General features: G+C 68.2%; 16 protein-coding genes. 6 read left to right on the forward strand and 10 right to left on the reverse strand.

Annotated features, from left to right (window positions below):
- Window positions 1–3: 3 nt before the first annotated feature.
- The 6 genes from pstA to AB0M14_RS02885 form a co-directional block, all read right to left on the reverse strand.
- Complete coding sequence (gene pstA / locus AB0M14_RS02860; RefSeq protein WP_364987912.1) at window positions 4–909, reverse strand: phosphate ABC transporter permease PstA; 906 nt, start codon at window positions 907–909, stop codon at window positions 4–6.
- Window positions 909–1,913, reverse strand: coding sequence for a phosphate ABC transporter permease subunit PstC (gene pstC / locus AB0M14_RS02865; protein WP_364987915.1), 1,005 nt, complete (start codon window positions 1,911–1,913; stop codon window positions 909–911). The genes pstA and pstC overlap by 1 nt, the downstream gene beginning before the upstream one ends.
- A gap of 93 nt (window positions 1,914–2,006) precedes the next feature.
- Complete coding sequence (gene pstS / locus AB0M14_RS02870; RefSeq protein ID WP_364987918.1) at window positions 2,007–3,119, reverse strand: phosphate ABC transporter substrate-binding protein PstS; 1,113 nt, start codon at window positions 3,117–3,119, stop codon at window positions 2,007–2,009.
- 227 nt (window positions 3,120–3,346) lie between these two features.
- On the reverse strand, window positions 3,347–4,291 hold the full coding sequence (locus tag AB0M14_RS02875) for a hypothetical protein (protein ID WP_364987921.1): 945 nt from the start codon (window positions 4,289–4,291) through the stop codon (window positions 3,347–3,349).
- A 71-nt stretch (window positions 4,292–4,362) separates the two neighbouring features.
- Window positions 4,363–5,235: a mycothiol synthase gene (gene mshD / locus AB0M14_RS02880; RefSeq protein ID WP_364991245.1), complete on the reverse strand. Its 873-nt coding sequence runs from the start codon at window positions 5,233–5,235 to the stop codon at window positions 4,363–4,365.
- A 157-nt stretch (window positions 5,236–5,392) separates the two neighbouring features.
- On the reverse strand, window positions 5,393–6,151 hold the full coding sequence (locus AB0M14_RS02885; RefSeq protein ID WP_364987924.1) for a response regulator transcription factor: 759 nt from the start codon (window positions 6,149–6,151) through the stop codon (window positions 5,393–5,395).
- 191 nt (window positions 6,152–6,342) lie between these two features.
- On the opposite strand from AB0M14_RS02885, the gene AB0M14_RS02890 reads away from it, so the two are divergent.
- From AB0M14_RS02890 to AB0M14_RS02915, 6 genes are all read left to right on the forward strand, one after another.
- Window positions 6,343–7,158 carry an LmeA family phospholipid-binding protein gene (locus tag AB0M14_RS02890; protein WP_364987933.1) on the forward strand — a complete coding sequence of 272 codons (816 nt, stop codon included), beginning with the start codon at window positions 6,343–6,345 and terminating at the stop codon, window positions 7,156–7,158.
- Window positions 7,155–7,595 carry a thioredoxin family protein gene (locus AB0M14_RS02895; protein WP_364987936.1) on the forward strand — a complete coding sequence of 147 codons (441 nt, stop codon included), beginning with the start codon at window positions 7,155–7,157 and terminating at the stop codon, window positions 7,593–7,595. Before AB0M14_RS02890 ends, AB0M14_RS02895 begins: the two co-directional genes overlap by 4 nt.
- A gap of 350 nt (window positions 7,596–7,945) precedes the next feature.
- Window positions 7,946–8,419, forward strand: a complete 474-nt coding sequence (locus tag AB0M14_RS02900; protein ID WP_364987940.1) for a DUF4395 domain-containing protein — start codon at window positions 7,946–7,948, stop codon at window positions 8,417–8,419.
- A 32-nt stretch (window positions 8,420–8,451) separates the two neighbouring features.
- Window positions 8,452–9,285, forward strand: coding sequence for a sulfurtransferase (locus tag AB0M14_RS02905; protein ID WP_364987943.1), 834 nt, complete (start codon window positions 8,452–8,454; stop codon window positions 9,283–9,285).
- Window positions 9,286–9,290: 5 nt separating this feature from the next.
- Entirely contained in the window at window positions 9,291–9,596 is a 306-nt protein-coding gene (locus AB0M14_RS02910; protein WP_194817162.1) for a DUF1416 domain-containing protein, read from the forward strand.
- Window positions 9,597–9,776: 180 nt separating this feature from the next.
- Entirely contained in the window at window positions 9,777–10,502 is a 726-nt protein-coding gene (locus AB0M14_RS02915) for an FABP family protein (protein ID WP_364987948.1), read from the forward strand.
- A 292-nt stretch (window positions 10,503–10,794) separates the two neighbouring features.
- On the opposite strand, the gene AB0M14_RS02920 is transcribed toward AB0M14_RS02915, so the two are convergent.
- From AB0M14_RS02920 to cydB, 4 genes are read right to left on the reverse strand one after another with little or no spacing between them, the layout of a single operon-like run.
- Complete coding sequence (locus AB0M14_RS02920; RefSeq protein WP_364987952.1) at window positions 10,795–12,462, reverse strand: ATP-binding cassette domain-containing protein; 1,668 nt, start codon at window positions 12,460–12,462, stop codon at window positions 10,795–10,797.
- On the reverse strand, window positions 12,459–12,683 hold the full coding sequence (locus AB0M14_RS02925) for a hypothetical protein (protein ID WP_364987955.1): 225 nt from the start codon (window positions 12,681–12,683) through the stop codon (window positions 12,459–12,461). The genes AB0M14_RS02920 and AB0M14_RS02925 overlap by 4 nt, the downstream gene beginning before the upstream one ends.
- Complete coding sequence (gene cydD, locus AB0M14_RS02930) at window positions 12,683–14,575, reverse strand: thiol reductant ABC exporter subunit CydD (RefSeq protein ID WP_364987959.1); 1,893 nt, start codon at window positions 14,573–14,575, stop codon at window positions 12,683–12,685. The genes AB0M14_RS02925 and cydD overlap by 1 nt, the downstream gene beginning before the upstream one ends.
- 3 nt (window positions 14,576–14,578) lie before the next feature.
- Complete coding sequence (gene cydB, locus AB0M14_RS02935; RefSeq protein ID WP_364987962.1) at window positions 14,579–15,628, reverse strand: cytochrome d ubiquinol oxidase subunit II; 1,050 nt, start codon at window positions 15,626–15,628, stop codon at window positions 14,579–14,581.
- Between the last annotated feature and the right edge of the window lie 7 nt (window positions 15,629–15,635).

The raw sequence follows: 15,635 nt of genomic DNA on the forward strand, positions 1-15,635 counted from the left end.
TTCCTATCGGTTCCGCGTGAGCAGCTTGTTGACGACCGCGGCCGCCGCGTACAGCAGCGCGATGAGCAGGATCAGCGTGAGGGCGGCGCCCCAGACGCGTTCCCGGCCGGCGGCTTCGGGGTTGGCCAGCTCCTGGTAGATCAGCAGCGGCAGCGAGGCCATGTTGCCGTCGAAGAGGTTGGTGTTGATCGACTTCGCGTAGCCGACGAGCACCAGCACCGGCGCGGTCTCGCCCATGACGCGGGCGAGGGAGAGCAGGATGCCGGAGATCATGCCGGGCAGTGCGGTCGGCACCACGATCTTGACGATGGTCTTCCACTTCGGGATGCCCAGCGCGTAGGACGCCTCGCGCAATTCGTCGGGGACGAGCTTGAGCATTTCCTCGGTCGAGCGCACCACCACCGGCAGCATCAGCAGCACCATGGCCAGCGACACCGCGAACGCGCTCTGCGGGAAGCCGAGGGTGGCGATCCACAGCGCGAAGATGAACAGCGCGGCCACGATCGACGGGACGCCCGCGAGGATGTCGACCATGAACGTGGTGACCTTGGCGAGTCGCCCCCTGCCGTATTCGACCAGGTAGATCGCGGCCATCACACCGAGCGGCACCGCGATCACCGCGGCCACCGCGGACTGCACGATGGTGCCGTAGATGGCGTGGTAGACACCGCCGCCGGTCTGGTCCGGCAGGATGCCCTTCTGCGAGTTCAGCCACCAGGTCGAGGAGGTGACCGCGACGATGCCCTTGCTGACCACCATCCACAGCACCCACACCAGCGGGATCATCGCGATGGCGAAGCAGGCGGCGAACGCGCCGGTGGCGATGTTGTTCTTGATCCGGCGGCCCGTGCTCACATGGCGGAACGTGGGCGCCTTGATCGGCTTCTCTAGCGTGGTCGTCGTCGCCATTACTGGTTGACCTTTCCGCCGGCCGCGAGCCGCGCCAGCGCGTTGACCACGAAGGTCAGCGCGAACAGCACGAAGCCCGCCGCGATGTAGGCGCCGGTGGGCAGCGGGGAGCTGAATTCCGAAGCCGCCGAGGCGATCTTGGAGGCGAAGGTGTAGCCGCCGTCGAACAGCGACCAGTGCCCGGCCTGCGCGGCGGTCCGCAGCACGACCAGGACCGCGATGGTCTCACCGAGCGCGCGGCCCAAGCCGAGCATGGAGCCCGCGATGACGCCGGAGCGGCCGTAGGGCAGCACCGTCATCCGGACGACCTCCCATTTGGTGGCGCCCAGGGCCTGCGCGGCCTCGATGTGGGTGACCGGGGTCAGGTTGAAGACCTCACGCGACACCGAGGTGATGATCGGCAGGATCATCACCGCGAGCACCACGCCCGCGACGAAGATGGTGCCGCCGCCGCTGATCGAGACGTTGCCGTCGGCGAAGAGCGGGAACCAGCCCAGGTTGTCGTTGAGGAAGGTCTGGACCGGGCCGAGTTGCGGCGCCAGCACCAGGAAGCCCCACAGACCGAAGACGATGGACGGCACCGCCGCCAGCAGGTCGACCAGCATGGCGGCCGGGCGGGCCACCGCCTTCGGCGCGTAGTGGGTCAGGAACAGTGCGATGCCCACGCCGATGGGCACCGCGATCACCAGCGCGAACACCGAGCTCAGCACCGTGACCATGAACAGGTCCTTGATGCCGAAGCGCAGGTTGTTCGCATCGGTCGTGCTGAACTCGGTACTGGTGAAGAAGTTGGCCTCGTCCGCCCGGAGCGAGGGAACTGCGCGAATCAGCAGGAACAGTGCGATCAGCACGATGGCGGCGACGATGATCGCACCAGCTGCCGTGGCCAGCGATCGGAAGATCGTCTCGGCGCGCTGACTGTGGGCCCGACGGACCGCGACAGACGCCCCCTTCTCGGGAGCCTCCTTCGTGAGGTTCACGTCGTCATTCGGTTCGCTCGACATATGCGCAGTATCTCCGGCCGCGGCCGGGCCCGTCGAATTCGACGAGCCCGGTGCGGTCACCTCAGGGTGCACGGTCATGACTTTCGGATCAGATCAGGAAATGGCGTTGATCGCGGTGGTCAGGCGGGTCTTGAACTTGTCGGGGATCGGGATGTACCCGTTCTCCTCCAGGCCCTTCTGGCCGTTGCTGGTGGCCGAGGTCAGGAACGCCTTGACGGCCTTGCCGGTCTCGGCGTCGCTGTACTTCGAGCACACGATCTCGTAGGTCGGCATCATGATCGGGTAGGAGCCCGCCACGGTCGGCTTGTAGAACGAGGTGGTGTCCAGGATCAGGTCGTTGCCCTCACCCTTGATCTTCACGCCGTCGATGGCCTTGCCCGCGGTCTCCACGGTGAGCTTCACCGGGGTCTTGTCGGCCGAGGTGACGATCTGCGCGACCGACAGGTTCTGCGCCTTGGCGAAGGACCACTCGTTGTAGGTGACCGAGCCCTTGGTCGCCTTGATGGCGGCCGAGGTGCCCTCGTTGCCCTTGGCGCCTTCGCCGACACCGCCGTTGAAGATCTTGCCCGCGCCCTTGCCCCAGGCGCCGTCGGAGGCGGCGTCGAGGTAGAGCTGGAAGTTGTCGGTGGTGCCCGACTCGTCGGAGCGGGAGATCACGTTGATCTTGTCCGCGGGCAGCTTGGCGTTCGGGTTGAGCGCCTTGATCTCGGCGGCGTCCCAGGTGATGATGGCGCCGTTGAAGATCTTGGCGGCGGTCGGGCCGTCCAGCACGAGGTCGGTGACGCCGTCGACGTTGTAGGTGATGGCGACGGGGCCGAAGACGACCGGCAGGTTCCAGGCGGGCGACGCGCAGCGCTGCTCGGCCTTGGCCGGCTCTTCCTTCTTCGAGCTCAGCGGGGAGTCGGAGCCACCGAAGTCGGTCTGGTTACCGATGAATTCGTTGACGCCCGCACCGGAACCGCTGGAGGTGTAGTTGAGGGTGTAGCCGTCGCAGTTGGCCTCGTAGGCGGCCACGAAACGCTCCATGGCGTTCTTCTGCGAGGAGGCGCCACTGGCCTTGAGGGCCTTCTTGCCGCCACACTGCACGTTGCTGTTGGCGGCGGTGCCGCTGCCGGCACCGGTGTTGTCGTCGCTGCCACAGGCGGCGAGCGGCATGGCAACGGCGGCCATGACACCGACGAGGGCGCTGCTGCGCTTGAACTTCACTATTCCTCCGGGGAATCGCATCCGAACACGCCCGGTCCCTCACCGGCCCGGGCGGGTGTTGTGGTGCCGTTCGCGGGGAACTTGCGCACCAGGCAGCTGAGCCACCCATAAGTAACGTAGGGTCGCCCGGTTGACAGTCGGCCCGAGCTGGGTGAACGGAAAGTGAACAGCCCGGCGCGAATCCGCACGATACGGTGTGACGTTTGCCGCAGTGTTACTGATGGGGCCTAGAGCAGCGGCCCGATGCTCCTGATGATCCCATGCGCCTCGTCGGCGGTCAGGCAGGACAGGCCCGCGGCCGTCCGCGTGTCCTGGTCGGATTCGATGGTCAGCACCAGCGTCTCGCCGCGCGGGCTCTTGAAGGCGAAGCTGTAGACGACGTAGGCGTCCGTGGTGCAACCGGGCTTGCGCGGCTGCCATGGGCCTTTGTTCTCCGCCAGCTGACCGATCAGACCGCTCGGCCCGGTGAACGTGCTGGGTCCGCTCAGTTGCCGGTGCCCGCTCTCCGCGTAGCCGCCCTCGGCGGCGATCCGGGCGGTCCGGGTCGCGGCCGACCCGAGATCGGGATTGTCCGACTTGGCCACGTAGGTCATGGTCCGGGCGATGGAGCCGGGGCAGTAGTTCGGGCTGTCGACGGTCTTGCCGTAGCCGGTGACCGAGCTGCCCGCCCCGCTGCGCGTGTACGGCGCGGACTCGACGACCCAGGACGACGGCACGGCGTAGGAGATCCCGAGCGAGGGCACCTTCACAAACTGCTTGCCGGGCGGCGGCGCGACAGTGGACTGGGTGGTGATCGGGCCCGGCGTAGTCGGCTTGGCGGAGTTCTCCGAAGGCGACCCGCCGGCCAGCACGACGCCGACGACCACGCTGCCGACCAGGAAGATCACGCCCGCCAGGATGCCCAGGACAATCGGCCCGGTGCTGCTGCGCCGCGGCGGCGGGTATCCCGGAAACGGTTGCTGCCCTGGGTAGTACGGCTGCTGCGGCGTGTTCGGCGGGCCGTACCCGTACGGGGGCGGTGCGGGCGGCTGATAGCCGCGGTGGTCCGGCGCGCCGGGCAGCTGCGTGGTCGGCGCGGTCTGCCACCACGGCTGCGGGTCCACCGGATCGGCGAACACACGGGTCGGATCCTGAGGCGACTGATCGTCCGCCCCAGCCGGCTTGTCGGTCACGCGCTTCCCCTCATCCCCCGGCAGTACCGCTCTATCTTGCTGGCCGAGGGCGGGAGTGCGCCAGTCGGAGATCAGGCCGTGGCGTAGGCGACGTCGATGTGCGCGGGGGCGAACCCGAGTGCGGTGTAGGTGTGCACGGCGGCGGCGTTGTCGGCCTCGGTGTAGAGCAGAACCTCGCCGAGCGCGCGTTCGCGCAGGTAGTGCAGGCCCGCGAGGGTCAGCAGACGCCCGAGGCCGCGCCCCTGGGCGGCGGGATCGATGCCGACGACGTAGACCTCGCCCACCGCGGGGTCCTCGTCGAGATGCACCTTGGTCCAGTGGAAGCCGAGAATCCGGGCCGGGTTCGCGGGATCGGCCGCGATGAAAAGGCCTTTCGGATCGAACCACGGTGCGTCGCGGCGGATTTCGATGTCGCGCTCGGTCCAAGCGCCCTGTTCCGGATGCCAGGAGAATGCCGCGGCGTTGACGCGCAGCAGTTCGGCGTCGTCGGCGGGGCCGGCGTAGGTCCGCAGGACAATATCGTCCCGAACCGGAAGTTCCGGTAGCTCAGGTGTAGCCAGACGTCGGCGCATCTGCCAGAGTTCGCGCGCTGTCACCAGTTTCAGCCGGGCCGCGACAGCCTTGGCGGCGGGGCGGTCGCCATGCGCCCAGACCCGGGCGCCGGAGCCGCCTTCGGCCAAGGCGGCGGCCACCAGCTCGGTTCCGATGCCCTGACCACGAAACCCCGGGTCGACCGCGACTTCGGCCATCGCGCCGTGCTCGCCATGGGCGGGAACGAGATTCGCGTAACCGGCCACCGCGCCGTCGCGCCGGACGAGCAGATGCCGGGCCGCGGCATCAGCGGTCAGGGACAGCACCGCCTGCTCGGATACCGGTGCCACACCGTCGGATTCGGTCGCGCGCGTCAGCACCGCCCGCACTTGCTCGGCGAGCTCCTCGGGCAGCCGCTCGCCCCACTCCCCCGCCGGACCGTTCACGACACCACCTCGCTGACGCTCGCTCACCTGCCGCACCCCTTTCGCGTTCACGCGCCACCGAGCGGGCACGCCTGATCTGCTACAGCGCCGCACCCGCTCGCGGCATTCCACGCCGGGCAGCGAGTTACTGGAAGGAATTCTTGATCGGAGCGCTCGGCACGTCGTCGCCGTCGATGTCCTCGTCCGGGAACACCTGCTCACCCTTGCTGGTCGAGCGCGACGGGCGCACCGCCTTGTAGCCGACATTGCGCACGGTGCCGATCAGCGACTCGTATTCGCTGCCGAGCTTGGCGCGCAGCCGCCGGACGTGCACGTCGACGGTGCGGGTGCCGCCGAAGAAGTCATAGCCCCAGACCTCTTGCAACAGCTGGGCGCGGGTGAAGACCCGGCCCGCGTGCTGCGCGAGGTACTTCAGCAGCTCGAATTCCTTGTAGGTCAGATCGAGCGGGCGGCCGCGCAGCCGCGCGGTGTAGGTGCCCTCGTCGATGACCAGCTCACCCAGGGTGATCTTGCCGGTGTTCTCCGGACTGGCCACGCCGCCGTTGCGCCCGACCAGCAGGCGCAGGCGGGCATCGAGCTCGGCCGGACCGGTGCCGGGCAACAGGATGTCGTCCAGACCCCAGTCGGCGTTCACGGCCACCAGCCCACCCTCGGTGAGCACCGCGACCACGGGCACCGACGAACCGGTGCTCCCCAGCAAACGGCACAGACCGCGGGCCGCGGCCAGGTCCGTCCGCGCGTCGACGAGCGCGACGTCCGCCGTGCCCGCCTCCAGTAGTGACGCCACCTCGGTCGGTGCCGGCCGCACATTGTGCGCAAGCAGCGCCAAGGAGGGCAGAACCGACTCGGGGTTGGGGTCGGAGGTCAGCAGGAGCAGCTCCACAAGCCCTCCTCCCATCTCATAGCCATGGCTACGCAAGTCATCAGCAACACTGCTGTCGGCTGCGTCGCTGATCGCAGGTAATCGGATGCAAGATTAGCGCGTGAACCCCCGAGACCACGCGATGCGGTGACCGATATGCCAGGAACGACACAGTTCATCCGGCAAACCCCGGGCCGGATAGGGTTTCCGTCATGCGCAAGCTGATCATCGGGTTGCTGGTACTCGCCGGGCTGGCCGTGGTTGTCGACTTCACCGCCGCTGCCTACTCGGAGTACCGCGTGTCCCGCGCGCTGCGCGCCGGCGCCGATCTCACCGCCGATCCGGAGGTGACGATCCACGGCTTCCCGTTCCTGGGCCAGGCCCTCGACGGCGTCTACGAGAACGTGTACATCCGGGCGCGCTACATGCGACCCGATATTCCCGGCGAGATCTCGGTGGAGGCGAACCTGCGCGGCGCGCGTCTGCCGTTCCGCGAACTGGCCGACGGCAATGTCCGCGACGTCCCGGTGGACCGGGTCACCGCGCTGATGCGAGTGGAACCGGTCGAGCTCGGCCGGCTCTTCAAAATCCCCGACCTGCAAGTTCATTCGCGCCCGGCGGACAAATCCGACGGCACCGGCGGGTCCGGCGGAACCGGCATGACCACGGCGGGCGCGCTGGTGCTCACCGGCACGCTGCCGACGAGTTTCAGTCTCACCGACGTGTACGGGAAACCGCTCGGCGGCCAGAACGTGAAGGTGAAGGCCGACCTCGTACTGGACGGCGATCAGGTCAAGATCGTCGCCACCGGTTTCTATGTCGAGAAGAGCTCCGACCCGAACCCGGCCGCGCGCATCCCGGAGACCGACCAGGCGATCGTGCTGGAACGTTTCACGCACACCATCAACACCAAGGAGCTGCCCTTCGGCCTGGAGCCGAAGCGGGTGTACGCGCTCGGCGGGCAGATCGTGGTCGAGGGTGAGGCCGAGAACGTCGTCATCGATCTGGATCGGTTGCAGCAACCATGATCGAAATCACAATTCTGATCGTCGTCCTCCTGGCCGCGCTGGCGGTCGGGCTGTTGTGGCAGCGCCGTGCGGGCAAGGTGCGCGACACCGCGGCGCCCGACGCCGCGGACGCGCCGACGCGGGCGGAGTTGCTCACCGCCGTCGGCTTCACCGGGACGGGACCCCTGGTGCTGCACTTCTCGGCCGACTGGTGCGGTCCGTGCGCCGCGGTGCGCCGGGTAGTCGCCTCCGTCACAGGGGAATTGGCCGACACCGCCCACCCGCCGCAGGACGTCGAGGTCGACATCGACGCCGAAGCCGCGCTGGCACGTGAGTTGAGCGTGCTGTCGTTGCCGACCACATTCCTCTTCGACAGCGCGGGCAAGGAGCGGTTCCGCATCTCCGGCGTACCCAAGGCCGCGGACCTGCGCACCGCACTGGCCCCGCTGACCGTCTGAAAATTTTTGTGGCGCTGCCGGTTTCCCACCGGAAAATCGTGCTCCCGAGCGCGGAAATTCCCGATACGTGCCCGCCTTCGGCCAAGTGTGACGAACCCCGGGTCCAATTCTCCGGAAGAACCGGGTAAACTCGCTTCCGTGCAAACCAACCACGAGCTGATGCTCACCCGACGCCGCACAGTAGACCTGTGCCGCCTCGGTGGTTGTTGCTGCCTGTGTGCCTGATCGGTCGGCCTCCCCTCCTTTCCTGACGCCGACCTGTTGTCTCCGCCGTGCGAGTGATCTTCGGATCCCCGGCAATGGGCAACGTCCCCGCTAATCAGACAATTCAGCGCGCAGGAGTACATCCAATGTCTATCGACACTCGTAATGCCATACCTACCGACAGCGTCGACGCCCGTGGCCCGCGTTTCGCGGCCTGGCTCACCAGCGGCGTGCTCGTGCTGGTCCTGGTCCTCGCGGTGCTCTCCCCCGCTGCCGCCGCCGTGCTGATCGGCGCGCAGGCCGTCGTCTTCGCGCTCGGCGCGCTGAACGGCCCGCGGCGGTCCCCCTACGGCCGGATCTACGCGGCGGTCATCGCACCCCGCAACGGTCCGGTAACCGAAACCGAACCCGTGGCCCCGCTGCGGTTCGCGCAATTGCTCGGCCTGGTCTTCAGTGCCGTCAGCCTGCTGGGATTCCTGGCCGGCTCCACCGTGGCCGGCGGGGTGTTCGCCGGCTTCGCCCTGTTCGCGGCGTTCTTGAACGCGGCGTTCGGGATCTGCCTGGGTTGCCAGATCTACCCCCTGGCCGCCCGTCTCCGCCGGACCCCGGCACCGAACTGACCCTGCACGTCGAAATTTTTGAAAGGAACAACATGGCTCGCTCCGATGTCCTGGTCTCCGTTGACTGGGCCGAAGAGAACCTCAACACCCCCGGCGTCGTTTTCGTCGAGGTCGACGAGGACACCTCCGCTTACGACGGTGGCCACATCGAGGGCGCCGTGCGCCTCGACTGGAAGAACGACCTGCAGGACCAGGTTCGCCGCGACTTCGTGAACCAGGAGCAGTTCTCCGACCTGCTCTCCACCCGCGGCATCGGCAACGACGACACCGTCGTGCTCTACGGCGGCAACAACAACTGGTTCGCGGCCTACGCCTACTGGTACTTCAAGCTCTACGGCCACAACGACGTCAAGCTGCTCGACGGCGGCCGCAAGAAGTGGGAGCTCGACGGCCGTCCGCTCTCGCGTGACGCGGTCAACCGCCCGTCCACCAGCTACAAGGCGTCGGCTCCCGACGTCTCGATCCGCGCCTTCCGCGACGAGGTCATCGCGGCCATCGGCACCAAGAACCTGGTCGACGTGCGCAGCCCCGACGAGTTCTCCGGCAAGATCCTGGCGCCCGCGCACCTGCCGCAGGAGCAGAGCCAGCGTCCCGGCCACATCCCCGGCGCCATCAACGTGCCGTGGAGCAAGGCCGCGAACGAGGACGGCACCTTCAAGTCCGACGCCGATCTGGCGGAGCTCTACAAGGAAGCCGGCCTGGACGGCACCAAGGAAACCATCGCCTACTGCCGGATCGGCGAGCGTTCCTCGCACACCTGGTTCGTGCTGCAGGAGCTGCTGGGCCACAGCAATGTCAAGAACTACGACGGGAGCTGGACCGAGTACGGCTCCCTCGTCGGTGCACCGATCGAGTTGGGAGCGTAATCAATATGTGTGCAGCACCTACCCAGGGTCAGGCCATTCCCGCGGGCGTCGATGTGGAGAAGGAAACGGTCATCACCGGCCGCGTTCTGAGCACCGACGGCCAGCCGGTGGGCGGCGCGTTCGTGCGCCTGCTCGACGGCAACGGTGACTTCACCGCCGAGGTCGTCGCCTCGGGCACCGGTGATTTCCGGTTCTTCGCGGCTCCGGGCGCGTGGACCGTGCGGGCGCTCTCCTCGGCCGGTAACGGCTCCGCCGAGGTGCGCCCCGAGGGCACCGGCATCCACGAGGTGGAAGTCGCGGTCGCGCGTTAATCTCGCTGTTTGTCAACGGCCCCGCAGGTTTCTCACAACCTGCGGGGCCGTTGCCGTTGGATCCGCGCGTGCGTCGTAGACTCCACATGTGGTCCTCTTCTTCGAAGTCCTGCTGGTCCTCTGCTCGGTGCTGATCGCCTGGTTCGGCATCTACGTCGCCTACCGGCTGTTCACCGAGTCATGAGCGATCTCGCGAGCGAAGGTTCCGAACCGGCCGAGCGAGCGAGTGAACAATTGAACGGGAACGGTCAGCCCGCCCCCGCGGGCGATGACGCGGCGCCGACCCGCCGCAGTGGCGATCAGGCGGTCGCCGATGCGGCTGAACGCGCCAAGTCCACGTCCGGCCGCAATATCCCGGTCCTGCCGGATCTGCCGCTGCCCGAGGACACCGCGAATCTGCGCCTCGGTCCCGACCTGAGTTCGTCCATGCTGGCGCTGCTGCCCATGGTCGGCGTGTGGCGTGGCGAGGGCGAAGGCAACTCCCCCGAGCGTGGCGACTACCGCTTCGGTCAGCAGATCATCGTGGCGCACGATGGCGGCGACTATCTGTCCTGGGAATCGCGTTCCTGGGTGCTCGACAACGAGGGCGGCTACACCGGCCCGGACCTGCGCGAGAGCGGCTTCTGGCGGGTCGGCATCGACGGCGACGACGAGGTCATCGAGCTGCTGCTGACCCACTCCACCGGGATCGTGGAGCTGTTCTACGGCACGGCGCTGACCCAGTCCTCTTGGGAGCTGGCCACCGATGTCGTGATCCGGTCGCAGTCCGGCATTGTCGTGGGCGGCGCCAAGCGTCTGTACGGGATCGTCGAGGGTGGCGATCTGGCCTACGTCGAAGAACGTGTGGTGGCCGACGGGCCGCTGGAGCCGCGGCTGTCGGCGCGCTTACAGCGCTACATCGGCTGACTTCGAATCATCCCCAAATCTCCCCAGCCCAGGTCTCCTCAGAAATGGGACGACCCCCGAGCCATACCGGTGCGGATTGCTCCTGCACGGGTCCCGGTCGGACAAGACCGGGGGCTCGGGGGCCGGGTGACTGCCTGGAATTCGCTCAGCGCTCGCGCGAGGGAAATCCCACCGGCAGCGGTGGCGCTAGCGGACAGCCACCTCACGCGTCCGTTGGAAATACATCTCTCGAACCACCTCCTTCCTTGTGTACCGATGAAGTTAGTGGAATGCGCCCGGTCCGGCAACGGAATTAATTCAGGTTCCTGACCTGCGGCGATATCGTCACCCCGCCGGCGGCATCGATCCGGACCAGGGTGTCGGCCGCGTGCTCCGGCGGGAGCTGGTGAGTGACAACGACAACCGTGCGCTCCGGCTCGACCAGCCCCGAGGCCGGATCGAGCAGATCGCGCAGGAGCTGGTCGCCTGCTTCGGCTTCCATGTGCTCGGTGGGTTCGTCCAAGAGCAGGATCCGGGCCGGAGCGAGCAGGGCGCGAGCGAGCAGAATGCGGCGGCGCTGGCCGCCGGACACCGCGGCCGCGCCGCCGATCAGGTCGGTGTGCAGTCCGTCCGGCAGGGATTCCAGCCAGTCACCGAGTCCGACCGCGCGCAGGGCCTTCTCGGCCTCGGCCTCGATGACGTCGCCGCGGGCGACGCGCAGGTTCTCCAGGACCGTGGTGCCGAAGAGATGAGCGTCTTCGGCGAAGAACGTGACGCCGGGGTGCGGAGTGCCGTACAAACCCGCCCAGTGCATCAGCAAGGTGGTCTTGCCCGAACCGCTGGGGCCGGTCACGGCGATGCGCCGACCCGCCGGCAGTTCCGGGAAAACCCTTTGGCCCGTGCTGGATTCGCTCTGCTCCAGCTGGGTGATCCGGCGCAGCGCCGCCCGCCCATTGGTGAGCGCCTGTGCCGCCGCGGGCAGTACCGCTACCGCCTCAAAGGCCGAGAGCGGCAGCAACACCATGATGGTGAGTGCCATGGGCGAGATTCCGCCCGGCGCGACGGTCTGGAATCCGAGCGTGCGCGCGCCGGACCCATTGCCGTACAACACGATTCCGAGAAACAGCGATCCGAGCACACTCACCCCGATCGACAGCGGAGTGGCCGCGGCCGCCCACGCGCTGCGCGACGCCGCCCGATCCTCGGCGGCGACGGCACGCCGCCCGGCCGCGGTCGCCGTGGCCACCGCGGCGTCGAGCCGCCCCGCGACCCGCAGCTCCGGCGCATGATCGAGCACCGTCATCGTGGCAGCGGTGAATTCGATCCGATCGCTCCGCACCGCCATCTCGGCCTCCCGCGTGGCCCGAGCCGAAAGCCACGGCGCGACAACACCGGCCACCACCAGCGCGGCCGCCAGAATCGCCGCGGCGGGCAGCGAGATCGGCGCCAGCAGCCCTACCGCGAAGACCCCCAGGATCACCGCGACGGCGATGGGCACGAAAGCCCGCACCACCACGGCCCCGAGATCGTCGATATCCCCCATCACCCGGCCGAGCAGCTCACCACGCCGCAGCTGCGTCGGGTCGCCTTGCCGCACACTGTCTTCCGAACCGGCCGCCGAGCCATCCGCGATCGAATCCCACCGCCGCGGCCGCCAGATATCAGCCGCCGCCAACGTCCGATAGGTGGTTGTCCGCGCCGTACTCATCGCCCGCAACGCCACATCATGGGTCGCCAACCGCTCCAGATACCGGCACAGCCCCCGCGAAATCCCCAGCGCCCGAACCGTAACCACCGCGATAGTCAGATCGAGCACAGGCGGCATCTCCCACGCCCGCGCGATCAACCACGCCGCCAGCGCCGCCAACCCCAGCCCACTCCCCAGCGCCAACGTCCCCCACCCGATGGACACCGCCATCCGCCACCGTGACAACTCGAGCAGCTCCCGAACCCGGCGAAAGTCGTCGAACACAGCTTTCATCGCACCGCCACCTCGAAGTCGGTCATACGGATTGCCGCCCAGGCACTGACCACCCCGGCAGCTGTGACGCGCTCGGTTGCGTGACCATGCACGGAATCGCCGGTCGATGCCTCGGCGCGCACCTGGACGACGTGGTCGCCGATGGCCGGCACGCTCAGGCGGCTGCCGACGATCAGCCTGGTGGCCCCAGCCCGCCGCAGGTCGGTGTGCAGAGCTTGCATCACACCACCGCCTCGGTGGCCGCCGTGGTCGGCCGCGCCCCCGCGGCGGGTCGTTCGTGTTCTCCGCGAACGGAATCGCCGAGCGACGCACCAGCGTGGACCTGGACGACGTAGTCGCCGATGGCCAGGACGCTGGGGCGGTGGCCGACGATCACTACGGTGGCGCCCGCGTGGGCGCGCGCTGCCAGCGCGGCGAGAACCGTTGCCTCGCTGGCATCGTCGAGGTGTGCGGTGGGTTCGTCGAGGAGCAGAACCTGGCGTGGGGCCGCGAGGGTTCGGGTCAGCGCGAGACGTTGGCGCTGGCCGAGGGAGAGACCGGCGCCGCCGGCGCCGACGGTGGTGTTCCAGCGGTCGGGCAGGTCGGCGAGGACGGAGTCGAATCCGGTTGCGACACAGGCCGCTTCCACCTGAGCCGGTCCGGCGGGTGCGCCCAGCAACTCGAGGTTGTCACGCAGGGTGCCTGGCACGAGCACCGGCCGCTGTGGCAGCCAGGCTATTTGCGACCACCACCAGTCGGGGTCGAGGTCGCGGACATCCTTGCCGTCGACAGTCACCGAACCGCTGTCCGGCGTAATCAGGCCCAGGATCGCCTGCAACACAGTCGATTTCCCGCTTCCATTCGGACCGGCCAGCACGGTGATCGCGCCCGGCCGGAACGCCGCCGTCAGCCCGGACGGTGCCATGCCATCGCGAGCACGCACACCGAGGCCGTGCACTTCTACGCGACCAACTCGGACCGGCCGGGCCGCTTTCGGCCGAGTCTCCGGCGCTAGCACTGGATCCCGGCCAGAAGCATGCCGCGATGACGAGGTGGTCGCCGCCGAGCGCGAGTTGAGCCCGACTGCGGACGACGGAACGGGCGACGAAGCCGGTTGGTGCTGAGGTGACGAGGTGGGAGTGGGTGGGTCCAGCACGGCGAAGGCCTTGTCGGCGGCGGCCATTCCGTCCTGGGCGGCGTGGAAGCGTTCGCCCACCATGCGGAGCGGGAGGTAGACCTCGGGGGCGAGGATCAGGGCTACCAGGCCGGCGTAGAGGCCCATGTTGCCGAACACCAGGCGCATGCCGATGGAGACGGCCACCAGGGCCACGGAGAGGGTGGCGAGCATTTCCAGGACCATCGAGGACAGGAAGGCGATGCGCAGGGCCGACATGGTCCGCTTGTGCAGTGCGTCACCGAGGTCGCGGACCCGGCCCGCCATGCTGGTCCGGGGTGAATCCGCTGGGGTGTCCGGCCCGCTCTCGCGCCCGAGGGCGCGCAGCGTGGGCATACCGGCGAAGAGGTCGAGTAATTGGTCGGACAGGCGGGTGGTGGCCGCCAAGGTGTCCTTGGCCTTGCCCTGGGTGAGCAGCCCGATCAGGATCATGAAGATCGGGATCAGCGGCAGCGTCACCAGGACGATCCCGCCGGAAACCAGATCGTGGAAGGCGACGACGGTCAAGACGATCGGCGGCACCAGCAGCGAAAGCAGCAGTGCGGGCAGGTATCCCGCGAGGTAGGCGCGCAGCCCGCTCAACCCGGAGCCGGCCACCACCGCCAATTCGGTACGGCGCGATTCCAACTCGCGTGGCGGGAGCTTGGCGCCGGCGACCACCACCGCCGTCTCCAGCTCCGCCACCACCTGCGCACCGGCCCGGTGCGCCAGCCGGGCCTGCCACCAGGTGGCGGCCGCCCGGCCGGCTACGGCAAGCACGAGGAGCACCAGTTCGGTTGTCCACGAGCCGATGTCACGCTGCGCGGGGTCGGTGATCACCCCGGCCAGCACCCGCGCCAGGGCCAGGGCCGCGATCACGATGCAGACCGTGATCGCCAGCGACAACGCCACGCTCAGAACGAGATACCTGCGTGCCGAGTGGGCGTGCCGCCACAGGCGCGGGTCGACCGGTCGAGCCATGACTCAGCTCCGCACCTTCTCCGGCAGCAGCCCGATCGGGTCGGGAATCTGCTCCATGGTGAGCCGGGCGCGGAACACCCAATACGTCCACGCCTGGTAGATCAGCACCAGCGGCACCATCACCACGGCCACCCAGGTCATGACCTGCAGCGAGTAGTGCGTCGCCGAGGCGCTGACCGTGCCGCCGCGCCCGTCGACGGTGAGGCTGAGCGCCGGGTCGATGCTCGAGGGCAGCACATCCGGGAACAGCGCGCCGAACAGCAGCGTGGTGGCCGAGACGATGGTGAGGGCGGTGCCGGTGAAGGCCCAGCCGTCGCGACCCTGCGTGTACGCCAGCCCCGCGAGCACCAGGCCGATCACCGCCAGCACCAACGGAATCCAGGTCCAGCCCACCCCGTAGGACAGCTGGGTCCAGATGCCGAACGCCGCCACCACGACGGCGGTCGGAACGAAGATCTTCCGCACCACCGCCTGCGCGTCGTCACGCACCTCGCCGCCGGTCTTGAGGCTGACGAAGATCGCACCGTGCAGCAGGAACAACAGCAGCGTGGTGAGCCCGCCGAGGAGTGCGTATGGGTTGAGCAGATCGAGCAGGTTGCCCTCGATCTGGCGCTTCTCGTTGAGTTGTACCCCGCGCACGATGTTGGCGAAGGCCAGACCCCAGGCGAGAGCGGGGATCCAGGAGCCCAGCCCGATGCCGACATCGCACCAGCGCCGCCATTTGTCGTCGTTGATCTTGCTGCGCCATTCGATGGCGCAGGCCCGGGCGATGAGTCCGACGAGGATGAGCAGCAGCGCGAGATAGAACCCGGAGAACAGGCTCGCGTACCACTCGGGGAAGGCCGCGAACATGGCGCCGCCGGCGGTGAGCAGCCAGACTTCGTTGCCGTCCCAGACCGGCCCGATGGTGTTGAGCACCACGCGCCGCTTCACCTCGGACTTGCGTCCGATGATGGGCATCAGCATGCCGACGCCGTAGTCGAAGCCCTCCAGCACGAAGTAGCCGATGAAGAGCACGGCGACCAGCAGAAACCAGAACACTTGCAGGGTCATCCGGAGC

Origin of the sequence: Nocardia sp. NPDC051832 (assembly GCF_040681285.1) — a bacterium.
In the GTDB taxonomy this organism is placed as follows: domain Bacteria; phylum Actinomycetota; class Actinomycetes; order Mycobacteriales; family Mycobacteriaceae; genus Nocardia.